Below are 18,716 nucleotides of genomic sequence, written 5' to 3' on the forward strand. Positions count from 1 at the left end.
CGGCTCTTTTCTTTTTACTGCCAGGATGTCCCTGCGATTTTTTAACGTTCCGTCTTGGGCAGTTCGGTCATCGGCCAGCGCGGGCGCACATCCACAGCCAGGTCGCTTTGCTCTCCAGCCTTCAAGCGCAAGCTACCGGCATAGGCGATCATGGCACCATTATCCGTACAAAATTCATGGCGCGGATAGTAAACGCTGGCGCCGTCCTTACTTAGGCCCGTTTCCAGACGCTCGCGCAATCGTTTATTTGCAGAAACCCCACCGGCAATCACCAGTGTTTTGTAGCCGGATGTCTCAATCGCGCGACGACATTTAATCACCAAGGTGTCCACCACCGCCTCTTGGAAGGCCGCCGCAATATCCGCACAGCTCTGCTCATCCGGTAGACCATCTTCAAGGGCGTGCTTGCGCACCGTGGTCAGGGTGTAGGTTTTCAGACCTGAGAAACTGAAATCCAGCCCCGGCCGATCCGTCATCGGGCGCGGGAAGGTAAAGCGCTTGGGGTCACCTTTCTCGGCCAAGGCTGCCAGCCGTGGACCGCCGGGGTAATCCAGGTCGAGCATCTTGGCCGCCTTGTCAAAGGCTTCACCCGCCGCATCATCCAGAGACTCCCCCATCAGCTCGTAGTCGCCGAGGCCACGCACTTCCACTAGCTGGGTATGGCCTCCGGAGACTAATAGAGCCACAAAAGGGAAGGCGGGAGGATTCTCCTCCAACATCGGTGCCAATAGATGGCCTTCCATATGGTGTACCGCCACCGCGGGAATACCCCAGCCATACGCCAGGGCGCGACCGGCGCAGGCCCCTACCATCAAGGCCCCTACCAAGCCTGGCCCTGCGGTATAAGCCACACCATCCAGATCAGAGGGCCTGGTATGCGTTTTGGCCATAACCCGGCGCACCAGGGGCAGCAGTTTGCGTACATGATCACGGCTTGCCAGCTCAGGCACCACACCACCGTAATCGGCGTGCAAGTCCACCTGACTGAACAGCGCATGGCCTAGCAGGCCGGACTCTGAATCGTAGATAGCGACGCCAGTTTCATCGCAGGAAGTTTCTATACCGAGGACGCGCACTTGATTTCATTCTCGTAACTGCTTCGAGGGCCGTTATCATACTGGAAAATAAGGTTGCGATCCCGTAGCGGAGTGTTTAGAATTTGCGCCCTCGCTGTGAACCGGCCACCGGATGCAACTGCGAGAGCATTGCCGGAATGGCCGAGAGAAACGAATTTTAACAGGTATCCTAATGCCCTCAGTACGACTTAAAGACAACGAACCTTTCGATATTGCCCTGCGCCGTTTCAAGCGCTCCTGTGAAAAAGCAGGCGTACTGTCCGAAGTACGTCGTCGCGAGTTCTACGAAAAGCCCACTGCTGTACGTAAGCGCAAAGCTGCTGCCGCCGTTAAGCGCCACGCCAAGAAGCTGCAGCGCGAAAACCGCAAGTTCCAGCGCCTCTACTAAGAGCCGCCGGCAGCATTAAGCCTGTCGCAGCGAGGCAGCCGGACGGGCTCAGCCCCGTAGCGGTACCCAAAACGGCGTGCGAGTTTTACTCGCGCGCCGTTTTTCGTTGTGCCAATCGCATTCTCCCCGCGCGGCAGACGCGCTATCCTTAGCGCCCAAACCTCACAATCAACGCCAATCCCGGAACACTCACTATGAGCACCCTCAAGGACACCCTGACTCAGGCCACTAAAGATGCAATGAAAGCGCGAGCAAAAGAGCGCCTGGCCACCCTGCGTCTGATCAATGCCGAGATCAAGCGGATTGAGGTAGACGAGCGCATCGACCTGGACGATGCCCGCATCCTCGCCCTGCTGGACAAGATGACCAAGCAGCGTCGCGACTCCATCACCCAGTTTGAAAAGGCCGGACGTGACGAGCTGGCAGCGGTGGAGCGGGCCGAAATTGAGGTTATCCAGGAGTTTCTGCCCAAACAGCTAAGCGAAGCGGAGATCAGCCAGATCGTCGCCTCCGCCGTTCAGAGCACGGGCGCCAGCAGCATGGCCGACATGGGCAAGGTGATCGCTCAGGTTAAGCCCCAGGTACAGGGGCGCGCGGATATGGGCGCGGTGAGCAAACTGGTCAAGGCCCAGCTGGCCTAACGCCCAACTCGATCACGGAGCACTATGTCCAGCAAGATTCCTCAGCACTTTATCGACGATCTGCTCGCGCGGGCAGATATCGTCGAGCTGGTGGATAGCCGGGTCAAGTTGCGCAAAACAGGCAAAAACTACTCCGCCTGCTGCCCCTTTCACGACGAGAAAACCCCGTCCTTCACGGTAAGCCCGGATAAGCAGTTCTACTACTGCTTTGGCTGTGGCGCCAATGGCAACGCCATTGGCTTCCTGATGGAATACGACCGGCTGCCATTTCCCGAGGCGGTGGAAAAGCTAGCCGCCACCCGCGGCCTGGAAGTCCCCCGCGAACAACTGGCGCCGGGGCAGGAGAAGCGCCAGCGGGAAAGCCAATCCCTCTACCAGCTCACAGAAAAAGCCGCCGAGTTCTACCGCGCGCAGCTTCGCAGCCACCCCGCTGCTGGCAACGCCGTGGCCTATCTGCGCAATCGCGGCCTATCCGGGGAGATCGCGCGGGACTTTGACATAGGTCTGGCCCCGCCGGGCTGGGACAACCTGCTGAATGCCCTCGCAGACACCAGTGAAAAAGCCGATCAACTGGAACAGGCCGGTCTCGCCATCCGTCGCCAGGACAGTGACGGCAGCACCAAGTCCGGCGGGCGCCACCACTACGATCGCTTTCGCAATCGCATTATTTTCCCTATCCGCGACCAGCGCGGCCGCACTATTGCTTTTGGTGGCCGGGTACTGGGGGACGAGAAGCCCAAGTACCTGAATTCCCCGGAAACGCCGATATTCCACAAGAGCCGCGAGCTCTACGGCCTGTGGGAAGCCCGCCAGGCCAACCGCAACCTAGAGCGGCTGATCGTGGTTGAGGGGTACATGGATGTGGTGGCCCTGGCCCAGTTCGATATCCGCTGCGCCGTCGCCACACTGGGCACCGCCTGTGGCGAAGATCATATTCAACTGGCCTTCCGCCACACTTCCGAGCTGTTGTTCTGCTTTGATGGCGATCGCGCCGGCCGCGCCGCCGCGCGCCGCGCCTTGGAATCCGCCCTGCCAAACATGCAGGACGGCCGCAGCCTGCGCTTCTTACTACTGCCCGAGGGTGAGGACCCCGATACCCTGGTACGCCAGCTGGGCGGAGAGCGCTTCCAGCAATTGATCGAAGAGCAATCCCTGCCGCTAGAGGACTTCCTCTTCGACCTGCTCAGCGAGGACATCAACTTGCAGACCATGGACGGCCGCGCGCGCCTGTCCAAACTGGCGGCACCACTGCTCGATCTGCTCCCCGCAGGCGTCTACCGCCAACTTATGTTGCAGCAGCTGGCCTCGCGCACCGGACTCGATAAAGACACCCTGCAAGAGGTGATCCGCGCAGAGAAGGCCCGTACCGCCGCCCAGGTGCAGCGGCCCCAGCCCCAACCGACAGTTGCAAATCCCGCAGCCAAGCCGCACTCCGATTTCAGCGAGGAGCTGCAACACCGCACGCCGCCGGAGCCCTGGCCCCGAGAGGGTGCCCCCTACCCAGAGCCCCTACCGCCCCTGGCGGATAATCCCCGCCGCAGTGGTCAATATCGCCTGCCGCCCGAGCGCATGCTGGTCGCCCTAATCTTGCACCACCCCGAACTGGCCGCGCAGATTGAGGATCTACAACACTTTCGCGCCACCGGTAATCCCGACCTAGTGCTCTTTGCGCAACTGGTAGAGCTCTTTAAGAGCCGCCCACAACTGAATTTCCGCCAGTTGATCGGACACTGGCGCGCCCACCATGGCGCGGAATCCAGTGACATTCTGGCAAAACTCGCGATATCCCCCCTGGTATCCGGTGTGCGCCACTTGGCCCAAGGGGACAGCAATCTGGAATATGACCCCCAGGCGGAATTTAGCGACTGCCTGCGACACCTGCAGAAGTCCGATGACAAACAGCGCAAGCGCGATCTGCTCGCCCAATTGAAAGGCGCAACCCCACTGAGCCAGGAAGAACAGCTGGCGCTATTAGCCAACTGGCGAAGAAAAGACAATTAATCTGCATTAACCCCTTGAAAACTGCGGGCTCATCACTATATTCACTCACCCCGCCGGGCGGGATCGGGAACCCCAGCACCCTAAACTTCGCACCATAGCCGTCGCTTGACAGCTACAGTGGTTATTGCTAGTGCAAATACGCTATAATCCCCAGTCTTTGTCCCGTATTTTCATCCCCAGAATTCAGGGTTGTGCATGACCGACAAAACCCAGCAACAAACCTCCCGCATCAAGGAGTTGATCGCCCGCGGTAAAGAGCAGGGCTATCTCACCTATGCCGAGGTAAATGACCACCTCCCGGAAGATATTTCTGATCCCGATCAGGTGGAAGACATTATTGGCATGATCAACGACATGGGTATCAAGGTGTTCGAAAGCGCACCCGATGCCGAAGAGTTGTTGATGGCCGAGGGTGACAGTTCCGCCGACGAAATCGCCGCCGCCGAAGCCGCTGCCGCACTGGCTGCGGTAGAGTCCGATGTAGGCCGCACTACCGATCCTGTACGCATGTATATGCGCGAAATGGGCACCGTAGAGTTGCTCACGCGCGAGGGCGAAATCGCCATTGCCAAGCGTATCGAAGAGGGGCTGCGCGAACTCATGGCCGCTCTCGCCTACTGGCCTGGCGCCGTAAAACAGATCATCGACGAGTACGCGCTGATCGAGAAGGAAGAGCGCCGCGTGCCCGACGTGATCTCCGGCTGGCTCGACCCCGCCGAAGACGTCCCACCCGGAGCTCAGGCCGGTCAAGCTGCAGAGGCCAGTGCCAGCAGCAGCGACTCTTCCAATAGCGACGATGACTCAGACGACGATTCAGACGACTCCTCCACCGACGAAGAGGAAGAGAACGTCGGCGGCCTCGATCCCGAGGAACTCGCCCAGCGCATGAATGCGCTCATCGCCGCTCAGAGCGCGGCCGATGAGGCGATCGCCGCCCACGGCCGCGACTCTAAAGAAGCCGGTGAAGCCCTTGAAGCCGTCGCCGAAGTATTCCGTTATTTCAAGCTGGCCCCGCGCCAGTTCGATCCGCTCTACGGTGAAGTGCGCAATATCTTGGACAGTGTGCGCAGACAAGAGCGCATCACCATGAATCTGTGCATCAAGCGTGCACGTATGCCGCGCAAGACCTTTATCAAGGAATTCCCCGGCAACGAAACCAATGAAGATTGGATTCCAGCGATCATTAAAAAGAAGCGCGACTACTCCGATGCCCTGCGCCATGTGGTAGACGACATCGTGCGTGCACAGCGTAAACTGGCCCAGTGCCAAGAGCGTTCCGGCCTGGATGTCGGTCAGATCAAAGAGATCAACCGCCGTATGTCCATCGGTGAGGCCCGCTCCCGCCGCGCCAAGAAGGAAATGGTGGAAGCCAACCTGCGCCTGGTAATCTCCATCGCCAAGAAGTACACCAACCGCGGCCTGCAGTTCCTGGACCTGATCCAGGAGGGCAACATTGGCCTAATGAAGGCGGTAGATAAGTTCGAATACCGTCGCGGCTACAAGTTCTCCACCTATGCCACTTGGTGGATTCGCCAGGCTATCACCCGTTCCATCGCAGACCAGGCGCGCACCATCCGTATTCCGGTGCATATGATTGAGACTATCAACAAGCTCAATCGCATCAGCCGCCAGATGCTTCAAGAGATGGGGCGCGAGCCCACTCCAGAAGAGCTGGGTGAGCGTATGGAAATGCCGGAAGACAAGGTGCGCAAAGTCCTCAAGATCGCCAAAGAGCCCATCTCCATGGAGACGCCTATCGGTGACGATGAAGACTCACACCTGGGTGACTTTATCGAAGACCAGAACCAGTCCTCCCCGGTAGATACCGCTACCCAGACCGGCCTGCACGACGCCACCCGCTCCGTGCTTTCCGGCCTGACCGCGCGTGAAGCCAAGGTACTGCGTATGCGCTTCGGCATCGACATGAATACCGACCACACCCTGGAAGAGGTGGGCAAACAGTTTGACGTAACCCGCGAACGTATCCGTCAGATCGAGGCCAAAGCGCTGCGCAAGCTGCGGCATCCATCCCGATCGGAACACCTGCGGAGCTTCCTCGACGAGTAAGCACCAACAAAAAAGCCCGGCTCGACCGGGCTTTTTTATGTGACACAATCATGACTGCCCGCGAGGGCCTACGAATGGCAGGAGAGCACGACGGTGCAAGAAGAAGTCGCCAACAAACCCGGTAAGAAAGGCGTCGCCCGCCTGATTGCCGCCGCCAAATACTCAAGTCAGGGCCTCAGCGCAGCCTGGCGCAACGAGGAAGCCTTCCGTATTGAAGTCATCCTCGCTCTATTCTTTGTCCCTTTTGCCCTATGGATAGGAGACACACCGGCCGAGCGCGCCGTACTGATAGCCGTTAGCCTAGTGGTACTGCCTCTGGAACTGATCAACAGCGCCATTGAAGCCACCGTAGATCGCATAGGAGCGGAGAAGCACCCACTGGCCAAGATCGCCAAAGACACCGGCTCTGCCGCCGTCGCAGTGGCCTTGATAATGTGGTTTATCGTTTGGGGCTGTATCGTAATCCCCAAGCTACCAATCTAATCCACACAATACTCTAAATGGGAGGCCCCGCCTCTCGCTATTATCAAGCTAAACATGTGTACCAATTAAGCCCAATAAATTGTACAGCCGTACCATTCGGCGAAGGCACCACCATTTCTTAGCCAGCTATTGATTAATAAGTGCACTAATCGGCAACCTGCAAAAACTATGATCGAGTCACGATATTTGAGAAGCGTTGATGGAGAGTAATCCCTTTAACAAAGGCATTGATTTGAAAGGAAAAATCTTGTACTTTCCCCAACCGCTTGCAGTGATCTCCGCAAGCCATGTGTGGGCCCTTAGCTCAGTTGGTTAGAGCATCCGACTCATAATCGGCAGGTCCTGGGTTCAAGTCCCGGAGGGCCCACCATCTTCTCTACTTTTTCAGAATTGAATTTACTCTAAAAATAGTACCGCCCACCCTTTCTTCCTGTCTCCTCTACCGTTAATCGCTAAAGTTCCACTAAGCGTTACTACCTCTTTGTAAGCAAATGAATGCAAAGATCAGTTTTCACAAATACAAACGTTCCTTGCTGCAACCTGAACTCTAGAGCTTCAAAGCTCACCCGTTTATCTTTGCTTGCTTAATTAGATCTCGGGTCGATTTGCTGGTTATTCACAATACTTGGTAAATAAGTTTTACTGAAACTAACAATTTTTCGCTCTGAAACTATGATCAATGGCAGCGGGTGATCGCAGTAATTAATAACAGCGGCAACCAATATCTAAGGAGAAGAATCATGAAAGCACTGACACTGAAAGCACCCGGTGGACTGGATCACATTTCGCTGAGCGATATTCCTGATCCCGGTGAACCGGGGCCTGGGCAGATTCGGGTGGCTATAGGCGCGTCCTCTCTCAACTTCCATGATCTACTGGTAGCCAATGGCAGCATACCCACAGAAAGTGGTCGTATTCTGATGTCCGATGGTGCCGGCACAGTAGAAGCCGTTGGTGAGGGAGTAACTGAATTTAAAGTGGGGGATTCTGTAGTGTCCTGCTTTTTCCCCCAATGGCAGGCGGGGCCTGCAAACCATAGCGTTTGGGGGTTTGCCAATACTCCCGGTGATGGTATCGATGGGATGGCCGCGCAATATGTTGTGCGCGATGTCACCGCATTTACCCTGGCCCCCAAGGGGTGGAGCCATACCGAATCCGCCACGATCACCACGGCGGGCCTCACCGCTTGGCGCGCATTGGTAAGTGACGGCAAAGTAAAACCGGGGGACTGCATTTTAACGCTGGGCACCGGTGGGGTATCTATTGCAGTGATTCAAATCGCCAATATGTTGGGCGCCAAAGTAATTGTGACATCGTCATCGGATGAAAAGCTCGAACGCGCCAGTAAATTAGGGGCGACGCACGGTATCAACTACAAGACCCATACACAGTGGTCAGAAAAAGCGCTCGAGTTGACCCAAGGCAAAGGGGTTGATCATATTATTGAGTTGGGAGGACCAGCCACTCTGGAACAATCGATTCAATCAATCCGGGTCGGTGGACACATTTCACTGATTGGTGTTTTAACTGGTAGAGAGGGAGAGATTCCAACAGCTCTGCTGATGGGAAAACAGGCTCGTCTACAAGGATTAGTTGTGGGCAATCGCCGAGAACAGCAAGACTATGTGGCGGCGCTAGAGACCAACGCGATTCATCCGATTATTGATAAGACCCTGCCATTCAGTGAATTGGCTAAGGCCTTCGAGTACCAGACCAGTGGCTCACACTTTGGAAAGATTTGTGTGGAGTGGTAACAAACTCAAGCTATTTGCCTGAAGAACTCTCCGTATAGAACCTGCCACACTCTATACGGGAGTTGTCACACACTTCGATTTATCCTAAACCTAATGCCATAAATCCTTTGCCACGATCTGCACGGATATTGCTTATAAAAACTGTATCCGCTGCCCAGTGTTCCCCTTCAAATAGTTTTCCCTAGTAACGCTTAAATTTCTAACACCAAGAATTACCAAGCCATCCTATTCAATGGGTCTAAAGCTGAATGATTTGCGATAAAGTCATTACCGTTAAGCGTATTTATACTCACCCCACCTCTGTAGTTCACCCATACTTGAGCATCAATCACAGCGTCATGGCCTCTTCATCAGTTTGGAAAGCACTATGAATCAGCACATCCGTGCGACCTTATACATCCTCACAGTGTTTGCAGCCCACTCACATGCTGAGTCCCCTACTGTAAATCCACCAACAGAGAGTCAGATCAAAGAATATTTGTCTGGCAACCCCAATGATCATTCCGGATTGCACCCTACCCATTCACACAAGGGTTACCAGCAGTTTGACTTCAATACTATTGATATCGAAAAACTCAAACAGAAAAAAGGCAAATTGTATTCCAGCGAAGAGGAAATCAGGCGAGTACTGTCTGGCGGAGTAAATAACCCAACGGGCGAAAAGCAGCTGTGGAAAGAGGGCCTGATGTTCCAGGGTATTGAGCCTATGGAACATATGATTTCTGCCGCCAATTGGTTTCCACGCACAGAAAAATTACAGCCAAATGAAATGCGCGTAACATTTATGGGGACATCCCCGGTTATTCGACCAGGACAGACAAATACCAGCATATTTGTTGAGTTGGGGAATGGGGATAACTTTATCTTTGATTTAGGCGAAGGTTCCATCGCAAATTATTCAGCCGCCGGACTGGCATTGAACGAACTCACCAAAGTCTTTATCACGCACTTGCATGTCGATCACTTTGGTTCACTGCCCTACTTGTATAAATTTGGTGGCTGGAATGGGCGCTGGCACGAACCTTTAACTGTATATGGACCCTCCGGATCCAGTGAGGAATATGGCACCAAATGGATGGTGGACGGCATGCTGAAGATGCTGAACTGGCATACCGATGCTTTCGATGTATTTCCCGCAGGAAACCAGATTCGTGTAGTCGAGTTCGATTATAAGGATGACGGCGGTGTTATTTATGACAAGGATGGCGCGACTGTTCGTCATTGGCGCCGAAGCCATGCCAAAGATGGCGCCTCTGCTTACCGACTCGATTGGAAAACACCCGACGGTGAAAATCTATGCTTTGTCTGGACCGGGGACGGCCGCCCCTCCAAGCTCGACCTTAAATATGCAAAGGGCTGTGATCTCTATGTCACCGAGGTACAGACAGAGCTGCTCGGTCTAAGTTCGAAGGTACAGGGGGTGCCGCCTTTTCTCGCACGCTATACCGTCGACACCCATCATACGCCGGGGTACGCCGCTGGATGGCTTGCCAATCAAATAAAGCCCCGATTATTTATGACAACCCATATGCCCTTCGACCCTTATTTGAATGAGGAAACTGTCGCCCAGATACGGGAGTTTTGGAAGGGCCCCTATCACTTTGGGGCACCGGATGGGATAGTGGTCAATATCACCCCACAGCAAGCCTGGGTACGTGAGGGCATACTACCCGACTATCCCAATAACCGTGCTCCACAATTTGATATGTCCAGCGGTAAAGATTTTGTGATACCGCACCCGCGCAAAGCGCGTAAAGATATTCAGCAACAGGAAATACGCGACCTCGAAGTAAATCCAGATCTCTATTACCCAAAGGGATACAAGCCTGAACTTCTAACCGAATGGCCAGTAGATTCGGATCTCGTCTTACCCACAGAAGAAGTACCCGAGTCAATGAGAAAAGGAATGGGGCAAGCGGAAGAGGACAGAGCCAGGTTACGCAAAGCTCATGGGCTGGAAGACTAACGAACCACTAAAGGCGTTCATTATTTAATTTCTCTGGAAATAGACCTAAGAATACTAGTAATAATAGGCTTTATCACTTATCGTCACTCAATTTTTTTACTATGACTCTTTCTACTGTGCCACATTTCCAATATATCCGGCAATAAAATAAAGGTACATCTACTCTAACCCCACTCCAAGCTAAACCGATGCGCCGATATAACAAGAGCTGGAATCAATATCGAAGGAAAAAATTAGAGTTGATGTTTTTTCAAATTCATGTAGAACTACAGCTGTCTTTCTGCAGTTTTAATGCGGCACCTTGAGTAATTACATGAATTATATGCGGCCCTAAATTCTGCTTACAGTGCAGACATTATACTTTCACGATCCTTAGCCCGGATAAAATTTAATAATTGCAACAGTGCTCCGTCTCTTTCCTCTTTGTAGTCTTCCCAGCTGGTTGTCATGGTTAAATCAGGATAGAGAGCATCGCTAGGCGATTCTATAAAACCATAGTATCGCTTGGAAATACTTACACTACGTTTGGAATTTTTTAGCCTGAAGTAGCTAGCTTCAGAGGCAATATTGGGGTCTGCCCCTGTGGGGCTTCCTACCAAAGTAGCATTAAGGATTTGTTGATATTGTGCCGTATTACACATCGCTGCTGACTGAGTACCTGAGTCCATCATCACGAATATACCCTGGCGCCAGTCTAATTGATCCAGCCCCTGAATACAGGCCGAGAGTGCTAAACCAGTATAGAAGTCACCTCCGGGGTTACCACGAAAATCTATCACCAGATTTCGAGCTCCACTATCACGAATAGTATTCTCTATGCCCTCACAGTGTTTCTGTAGCTGTTCGGACTCTGAATAACGATCAAAATTGATATAGACTGTATTGTAATCATTTAGATAACCGAGGCTAATACCGTAAATTTCAAAGTTAAACTTTTGAATATCTGGTTCTGAAACTACATACCGGCTATCAAGGATTGCAAACTCCTGCATTGATACAGACTCCACTGCTACAGAGATAGACTTCCTTTCCTTTGTAAAATTAAATACAGCCAGATTGAGATTTTTACTGACTCCAGTACCATAAATAAATTTATTCACAGTAATATGAAAACTAAAGGATCCCTTAAAGCTACAGGGATTTTCCACATAATTAACATAAGGCAAAAGCCGCTCTCACAACTGTGCTAAGGAGTAATCACCAATGTCCTCTAGCTCTGCCCCCAGTAAGAAATTATACCTCTCCGTTGTATCCACTACTTTGAGTTTTTCACCAAAATATTTAAGGCGGAATGGATAGTGCCTGTGCGATCCGGACATAATATTATAAGAGGTATGAGCATCACCGATACTGCGCACGAGGCGCATCATCTCAACCTCTACCTGAGACTCGTTAATAGCTGGCAAATGCACTATTAATTGATTAACTTCAGAATCAAACTCCTTTTCATTAATATTCACAAAGGGATTGATATGTTTCTCTTTTATCAAGGTTTGTAGCTGAGTGATATCCTCCGCCCACAAAGCACTTTCTTTTGGATCAAGTGCATAGTTTTTGCTTGCGAAAACAAATAAAACTATCCCAAGCAATGATTGGTAATTCATGGGCAATTCCTGCTGAAATAAGAGGGAGAAACTCCAAACTGGTTGTGAAATGCACGGCGAAAACTATCGTAACTAGTAAACCCCACGAGAAGTGCCACTCTCTCCAGTCTTAAAGATTTACAAGTGATCAGATCTCTTGCCCGGTTAAGGCGTAACTGATTTAAGTAGTGGCTGGGAGTACTATTCAGATGCCGCTTGAACAAACGAGTTAACTGGCGCTCACTGAGTGAAGTTTTATCAGCCATATCTGTGACGGTAATGGACTTCTGGTAATTTTCAACCAACCATTCCAGCAGTGGGTTGAGACGCATACTATCGCTGGACTGTACCTGTAACAGGTCCGAATATTGGGATTGACCACCCCGGCGTTGTAAGTAGACCACTAGCTCCTTGGCAACGCTCGCAGCAATTGTATTGCCATAATCTCGGCGAATAATCTCCAAAGCAAGATCAACCCCCGATAAAACACCTGCAGAAGACCATACAAAATCACTTTCTATAAACAGTGGATTTTTTTCCACTTGATAATTGGCAGCCTGTCTAGACAATTGCTGACAATACCGCCAGTGAGTAGTTACCCTGTGGTGTTGATCAGGAAAAATTTTAGCCAACACAAAGGCTCCGGTGCAGATACTCAAAACCTTACTGGCACCTTCAGCAATCCCTCTTAAGGCGTTTAATTGCTTGGCATCCAATGCCAGTTTTCGCATCCCCGTTCCCCCGCAAATAACCAGGTAATCCACTTGGGGAGAATGATAAATATCAGTATCGATAGAAAGTGATTGCCCATACACTGTATTTACTTGTCCGACCGTTAGCCCTAACAAACTACATGAGTAAGCCTCGCTGACAAAACTATTGGCCTCCATAAATGCATCCAAAGGACCAAACAAGTCCAGAGCCTGGAAGCCATCGGCGATAAAAAATCCAATTTTTTGAGTCATCATTATTCCTCCTCGAACACATATTAACGGCCCACCAACGTCGCCTTAGACACAATTACGACATATTAAGACATCTTACCCAGACGATGCATTCTGTGAATGAAGGAAATCGCTTTGTTGATATATAAAGTTGAATAAAAGAAGAGGAATCTGTCATCGAAGTGTCTGATATCTGACAAGACTGATCTTCAGCTTACAGTTCATAAGAAGTGATCTTAATTAATGATAAACGCTCAACTAAGGGCTTCAATGTGACTGAGTGTAATGAAAAGATTATTAGTCAGCACTTTCTATGATCTAATTCATTAAGAGCAAACCCATAAACACTCTAGTAAACCACCCGAATGGAGGATAAAACCTATAAATAAAATGAGTCAACCACCCATTAGGCATTGCAAATCCAACTCTTGAAGTACCAAGATCGACCTGGCTTACAGCTACAGATGCCAATATAATTAAGCTATACTACTAAAAATTCTAGAGCGCAAACCCATTGAGCTCCATTAATAGATAGACAATACATGTATAGTTCATTCGCTCTCTTCGCTCTGCTCTCAACCGCCACCTCACAAAATACCTGCACCGATGGTATTGCGCTAGCCAAAGGAGTAGCTGCAATCTTTGGGGAATATCCCTGGTATAGCCACCATGAAAAGGATTATGTGATACGTAATTACCCCAAAATGTATCTTGTGGTTCCCAAGAAACTCAATGAATCGCTGAAAGCTGGTGGTATACCGAAGGCAACCATCAATAAAGAAAACTGCCAAGTGATCAATGTTTATCTGGCCCGGTAAGAACACAGTATCCCAGCTAAATTATATTCGGAAAAGAACAGCAGTGTAGGGATGATAATCCTCCCCTACTTTCTTGCTGGCGATACATCTGATGTACCACTGTATCCCTTCCAACTTTACGGTATTTTATTTTTCTATCCGGCTATATCCTACAGGTCCTGCTTGGGGTACAAAAACTTAAAGGCCAGATCTAGGCAATGTTACAACTCCGCCAGTGTATATACCGCTGTCAGACTGGCTCCGACCACCAGACAAAGCGGATAGATATTACCAAGAATGAAATATTTTAAAACTGTTAAGCCCCACCCCTGCTGATAGATACGCTTTTGCATTAACAACAGGTACACAGGTATCCACAAAGACAGCAGTACCAGTAGCCAATTGCACAAGGTCTCAATCCATCTATAGTTTTTCAACCAGTCTTGCGTATTTACTACCAGCGTAATTAATAACAAAACAAGACAAATAAACGCATGGCTGTGTAAAGCAACTATCAAGTGCTCCATATATAGGCGGCGTTTAAAGGGACTGATCAACCAAAGCATTAGAGCAAACAGCGGAATCATTAATAGCAGTGTAGAGGGCAGCGCACTGAGAAACGCCTTTTTAAAACGGTTCGGATTCTCGGTAACACTCTCAATATTCTTACTCGCCCGAGCCAGCTCAGAATTGATCCAGCTGTTCATCTGCTCCGGAAATATATCAATTTCTACTATCTCGTGATCCACTTCTGTAATTGCATCCTCCAAGCCTGCGCTGAAATGCGCTTTAGCCTTGCGCTCCTGCTCTTGTTTATCTTCCCTATCCTCCCCTGTACTCGCCTCACCGGAGGCTTTCTGTAATTCAACTACTCGGTTGGCTAAGAGCGCCTGAACCTCGCCCAGTTCAGCAGCGACCTCTGGATTAGTGACGCCCTGCTTTGCTTTCTCTACTTTAACCAGAGCTTCACTCATTTTTTGCTCGGCAGTAGAAATTGCGTCTTCGTTACTAGACCCCGAGTCAGTTCCCGAGCTGAAGTTAATATTCCAGTCACTGCTTAAGCGAATCACAAAAAAACTGGTAACACAAAGAAAGATAAATAAGCGTACGGGACTGACATAACGTACACGACGCCCGGAAAAATACTCTGTAGTCAAAAAGCCGGGGCGCAACAATAGCGAGGGCAGGGTTCGCCAGATGCGTGAATCCAATGCGAGCAAGGTATCAAATAAATCGCCAATTACATTCGAAAAATGTCGGACCATTCCTTTGATTGGTTGCCCACAAACGTAGCAATGCGGTCCCAGTAACGTTGTCTTACAGTTTGCACAATGGGCTTCATGAGCTCCATTCACGCCTGCCGTTTCAGAGACACTCATAATTTACCCTCTTAACATCTCTTCAAGACCTCAGCAGATATCACTATTCATGTTTTTTATAGCTATTCTGCTATCTACTTATTTATTCAACACTTTCTATGGCGTGCTGAAAACACTGGCAATTTTTTACCCTGAACAAGACAAATGGTCTAATTCATAAATCCCCAAATAACAAAACGCGCTCAAGTGAGCGCGTTTGTATATTCTCAGAAAAAGACTTTCGCTTCTTTTACCTTCAACTGTCCTGCAAAAAGCGCGCAATTGTCCGCAAACCATGGCCTTTGGCACCTGTAGCCCAGAGGTCATTGGCGGCGGGTTGGTAGGAGCCCGAGAGGTCCATATGCACCCAGTTGTTACCCTCTTCCGGAACAAAACGTGCCAGAAAGGCCGCTGCAGTGGAGGCTCCGGGGCTGCCTTCTATTCCGATATTGGAGATATCCGCAAAGCTCGAAGGCGTTTGCTCCAGATGGAAGCGCTCCAGCGGCAGGCGCCAGGCCTTTTCACTTTCCCGAGCGGCAGCATCCAATACCTTCTGCGCCACTTCATCCTCAAAGCTGAATACCGAATTAAAGTCGCGGCCTACGGCCATTTTTGCAGCACCCGTCAAAGTGGCAGCATCCAACAACCAGCGAGGCTTATCTTCACCCGCGGCAAGCAGGCCATCAGCCAATACCAGACGCCCCTCCGCATCAGTATTTAACACTTCAACCGTCACACCGTTTTTATATTCGATAATATCGCCCAGCTTAAAAGCGTGACCGGAGACGAGGTTTTCCGCGCAACAAAGATACAGTTTTACCCTTTTTTGCAAGCCTCGGGCGATCGCCAGCGCAAGGCCGCCAGTTACCATGGCGGCGCCACCCATATCGGATTTCATCGTGGCCATATTGTTGGAGGGTTTAATGCTGTAACCGCCGGAGTCAAAGGTAATGCCCTTGCCCACCAGGCAGGTATCCACCGGAGCATCAGCCTTGCCAGTGGGGTTGTAATCCAGCTGCAACATCACCGGCTCACGTACACTACCGCGGCCTACATTATGAATCCCGACAAATCCCTCTTGCAGAAGCTCATCTCCGGCGATAATACGGAAGCTCACAGCCTGAGGCGCAATCTTTTGCAACATGCCCGCAGCACTTTCCGCGAGTACTCTGGGCGGGACATCCTCTGGAGTGCCATTGGTAATCTCGCGAACCCAACGCGCGGCGCGCTCGCGTGCGGCCAGTTCTTGTTGCTCTTTGGCGTCCTCCGTACCCCAATCGATTGTTTTACTAACACGCGGATTGAAATAACCGGCCCAAAAAGCCCAGCGGCGTTCTATATCCCAGCCCTCACCGCTGAGCGCCACTTCAGTAACCCCCATGCCATCGAGGCGACGCGCCCCTCTCTGTGCGGCGAACAGGGCGGCACCTTTGGCTGCGCCAATATGGATATAGGCCTCGCTGCCGTTAAAGCTGAGTAGTGCAGCCTCTCCCCAGGGTTCCTCTGCCGTACCTTCAACCAAATGAACGCGCATTACCTTTGCCATACAACACCTTTTTTGAAACTTGTGTGCCAATTTTATTGGGATTCTTGCTGCATTCTAACAGTACGTCAAAAATACTCGACGATTGCACCGCAACGAGTGCGACGGATAAACTGTCAGCAGGAAATAGAATAAACCTTCAGGAAAAAAAGATCTTAGGGAACGTTCATGGCCGAATCCTGCCACTATCACGCCAGTGCCGACGCATCCTGGCAGTGCCAGCCCTGTCAGCGCAAATACTGTAGCGAGTGTATCCCCGGTTCCCGTGCTAACTACCAGGGTCTCGGGCCCGAGTGCCCACTATGTCGCAACCCGGTGGAATATATCGGCGCCAGTAACGGTGCAAAACCATTCTGGCAAATGGGGCTTTTCTACTTTCTCTACGCACTGAAACCCGGCCCCCTGGTGATTATGGCACTGGCGGCCGGCGCCAGTTTACTGATCTCGGGCCTGGGGCTTTTAGCTATTGTGGCCCTGGTGGGTATTGTCGCCCTGGTGAGCCGCTACAACCTGTTGGTTATCGAGCGGCTGGCCAGTGGACAGTTAGAGGCTCCGGGGATAAGTGATGCCCTGGACGGCAACAGCGCACCACTGTTTTTAAAAGTCATCGCCATGACTTTGATCGCCGGTTTTGTCGGTTACAAACTATTTGCCCTCGGCATGGGTGTAGTACAAGTTTATGCCTTCGTACTGCTCCTGCTGGCGCCAGCGGCTATGATTGTCCTGGCGCTAGAGCACAGCCTGCGCGCGGCCATTAACCCACTCAAATTACTGCAATTTACATTGATCATCGGCTGGCCCTATTGGCTACTCTGGCTCACCACCACCGCAGTCTCCGCCGCGCCCAATCTGTTTATGGCCATCGCCGCGGAGAAGTTACCGCCCTGGTCCCTGGGCCCAGTGATCGCCGCCACCACCACGTATTTCTATATCGTTACCAGCGCCATGATGGGTTATATCTGCTTGTCGCGGCAGCAGAAACTGGGCATTCAGGCGGACCCGGATGACGATAACCTTTTTATGGAAGAAGAGGCGTTCAGCCGCGCACGGGCCTTGGCGGATGCACAAATATTAATGCGTGAATCCGATTTCCAAGCCGCGCGCCAAGCCCTGGTGGATGGGCTGCGCCGCCACCCAAACGACGAAGCCCTCAACGAGCGCTACTATCGTTTATTGTTGGCGACCCAGGACAAAAAAGCCCTGCGCGAACTCGGGCCGCATCTACTGGACAAGTTTGTACAACTCAACCGACCCCACAAAGCGGCGGAACTCTATCTCGCCACAGAGCCGGTACCTCCCATCACAAAGCCCGAAGTTCGCCACGCACTGGCCCAGATACTCTACCAACAGCACAAGTATCAACCGGCGGCACAGCTACTGAACAATCTGCACAAAGAAAATTATCCTCAACTGGATGCCGCCTATCTGCTGCTGGCACAGGTTTATATCGATGGGCTAAATCGCGAAGATCTGGCCAGGAAATTGTTGCAGTTCGTGCGACAAAAATTTCCCGACAGCCCCCTGCGCAGTCAAGTCGAGACACTCAGAAAAGTGTTAAATAGCAGCGAGGCCGCAAACTAAAGGTATGGGTAGCAGTACACACCCATAGCGCGCAGCTGAGCAGGGGGCTAAAGGCTCAGCGGGGATGCTCTATATCTCCGTGATCCACCAGCTCCCAGGGCAACCCCTTGTTGCGGTAGATTCTCTTATTTTTATTGGGATAGTCGGCCACATCGTGATCCAGGCGCTGCCCCACCACAATGCAGCGCAGGGTTTCATCGCCGGTATTTTCCATCACATGAGGCAAACCACCGGCCGGATAACCGACAAAGTCCCCCTCAGAAACCGCATAAGTCTCTTCGCCAATTTGCACTTGCCCCTGTCCTTGTAGGAGATACACACACTCATCCTCAAATTTGTGGCAGTGATATTCTGTGGACTCATACCCCGGTTCTATTTCAATAATATGAAAGCCAAAACCAGTTATCCCGGTCATATCTCCCAGGGATTTATTGCGACGCACCGCATTGGGATTGAGGAAATGCACTTTGTGTTCGCCTTCCATTTCCAGAATTTCTTCTTTTTTTACAATCGATCGATTCATACCGCTCCCTT

The 18,716-nt window shown here is 51.4% G+C and carries 16 protein-coding genes and 1 tRNA gene; 10 read left to right on the top strand and 7 right to left on the bottom strand.

Going from position 1 to position 18,716, the window contains the following annotated elements; translation table 11 throughout:
• Positions 1-41: 41 nt before the first annotated feature.
• A complete protein-coding gene (tsaD, locus tag ACCI51_RS10495; protein ID WP_371843521.1) occupies positions 42-1,076 on the bottom strand; it encodes a tRNA (adenosine(37)-N6)-threonylcarbamoyltransferase complex transferase subunit TsaD in 1,035 nt (344 codons plus the stop codon).
• A 172-nt stretch (positions 1,077-1,248) separates the two neighbouring features.
• On the opposite strand from tsaD, the gene rpsU reads away from it, so the two are divergent.
• From rpsU to gntH, 8 genes are all read left to right on the top strand, one after another.
• Positions 1,249-1,464, top strand: coding sequence for a 30S ribosomal protein S21 (gene rpsU, locus ACCI51_RS10500; protein WP_183461320.1), 216 nt, complete (start codon positions 1,249-1,251; stop codon positions 1,462-1,464).
• 194 nt (positions 1,465-1,658) lie between these two features.
• Complete coding sequence (locus tag ACCI51_RS10505; protein ID WP_299589207.1) at positions 1,659-2,105, top strand: GatB/YqeY domain-containing protein; 447 nt, start codon at positions 1,659-1,661, stop codon at positions 2,103-2,105.
• 24 nt (positions 2,106-2,129) lie between these two features.
• Positions 2,130-4,106, top strand: a complete 1,977-nt coding sequence (gene dnaG / locus ACCI51_RS10510) for a DNA primase (protein WP_371843522.1) — start codon at positions 2,130-2,132, stop codon at positions 4,104-4,106.
• Positions 4,107-4,301: 195 nt separating this feature from the next.
• A complete protein-coding gene (rpoD, locus tag ACCI51_RS10515; protein ID WP_299589202.1) occupies positions 4,302-6,173 on the top strand; it encodes an RNA polymerase sigma factor RpoD in 1,872 nt (623 codons plus the stop codon).
• Between the two features lie 93 nt (positions 6,174-6,266).
• Entirely contained in the window at positions 6,267-6,656 is a 390-nt protein-coding gene (locus ACCI51_RS10520) for a diacylglycerol kinase (protein ID WP_299589199.1), read from the top strand.
• Positions 6,657-6,949: 293 nt separating this feature from the next.
• Positions 6,950-7,026, top strand: a tRNA-Ile gene (locus ACCI51_RS10525).
• A gap of 370 nt (positions 7,027-7,396) precedes the next feature.
• Positions 7,397-8,410 carry a zinc-dependent alcohol dehydrogenase family protein gene (locus tag ACCI51_RS10530; protein WP_299589196.1) on the top strand — a complete coding sequence of 338 codons (1,014 nt, stop codon included), beginning with the start codon at positions 7,397-7,399 and terminating at the stop codon, positions 8,408-8,410.
• A 367-nt stretch (positions 8,411-8,777) separates the two neighbouring features.
• Positions 8,778-10,376, top strand: a complete 1,599-nt coding sequence (gntH, locus tag ACCI51_RS10535; protein ID WP_371843523.1) for a guanitoxin biosynthesis MBL fold metallo-hydrolase GntH — start codon at positions 8,778-8,780, stop codon at positions 10,374-10,376.
• 341 nt (positions 10,377-10,717) lie between these two features.
• Here gntH and ACCI51_RS10540 read toward each other — a convergent pair whose 3' ends face one another.
• From ACCI51_RS10540 to ACCI51_RS10550, 3 genes are read right to left on the bottom strand one after another with little or no spacing between them, the layout of a single operon-like run.
• Complete coding sequence (locus ACCI51_RS10540; RefSeq protein WP_371843524.1) at positions 10,718-11,542, bottom strand: hypothetical protein; 825 nt, start codon at positions 11,540-11,542, stop codon at positions 10,718-10,720.
• Positions 11,543-11,551: 9 nt separating this feature from the next.
• A complete protein-coding gene (locus tag ACCI51_RS10545) occupies positions 11,552-11,980 on the bottom strand; it encodes a hypothetical protein (RefSeq protein ID WP_299582393.1) in 429 nt (142 codons plus the stop codon).
• The gene (locus ACCI51_RS10550; protein WP_371843525.1) at positions 11,977-12,927 is read right to left on the bottom strand and encodes a GlxA family transcriptional regulator; all 951 of its coding nucleotides are present in this window, start codon (positions 12,925-12,927) and stop codon (positions 11,977-11,979) included. Before ACCI51_RS10550 ends, ACCI51_RS10545 begins: the two co-directional genes overlap by 4 nt.
• Positions 12,928-13,445: 518 nt before the next feature.
• On the opposite strand from ACCI51_RS10550, the gene ACCI51_RS10555 reads away from it, so the two are divergent.
• Complete coding sequence (locus ACCI51_RS10555; protein WP_299582386.1) at positions 13,446-13,721, top strand: hypothetical protein; 276 nt, start codon at positions 13,446-13,448, stop codon at positions 13,719-13,721.
• Positions 13,722-13,921: 200 nt separating this feature from the next.
• On the opposite strand, the gene ACCI51_RS10560 is transcribed toward ACCI51_RS10555, so the two are convergent.
• Positions 13,922-15,079, bottom strand: a complete 1,158-nt coding sequence (locus tag ACCI51_RS10560; RefSeq protein ID WP_371843526.1) for a DUF3667 domain-containing protein — start codon at positions 15,077-15,079, stop codon at positions 13,922-13,924.
• Positions 15,080-15,314: 235 nt separating this feature from the next.
• Entirely contained in the window at positions 15,315-16,604 is a 1,290-nt protein-coding gene (gene pepB, locus ACCI51_RS10565) for an aminopeptidase PepB (protein WP_299582380.1), read from the bottom strand.
• 165 nt (positions 16,605-16,769) lie between these two features.
• Between pepB and ACCI51_RS10570 the strand changes: the two genes are divergently transcribed.
• On the top strand, positions 16,770-18,182 hold the full coding sequence (locus tag ACCI51_RS10570) for a hypothetical protein (RefSeq protein WP_371843527.1): 1,413 nt from the start codon (positions 16,770-16,772) through the stop codon (positions 18,180-18,182).
• Between the two features lie 55 nt (positions 18,183-18,237).
• On the opposite strand, the gene ACCI51_RS10575 is transcribed toward ACCI51_RS10570, so the two are convergent.
• Positions 18,238-18,705, bottom strand: coding sequence for a cupin domain-containing protein (locus ACCI51_RS10575; RefSeq protein ID WP_299582374.1), 468 nt, complete (start codon positions 18,703-18,705; stop codon positions 18,238-18,240).
• Positions 18,706-18,716 lie beyond the last annotated feature (11 nt).

It is taken from the genome of Microbulbifer echini (assembly GCF_041447225.1).
Taxonomy (GTDB): Bacteria; Pseudomonadota; Gammaproteobacteria; order Pseudomonadales; family Cellvibrionaceae; genus Microbulbifer; species Microbulbifer echini.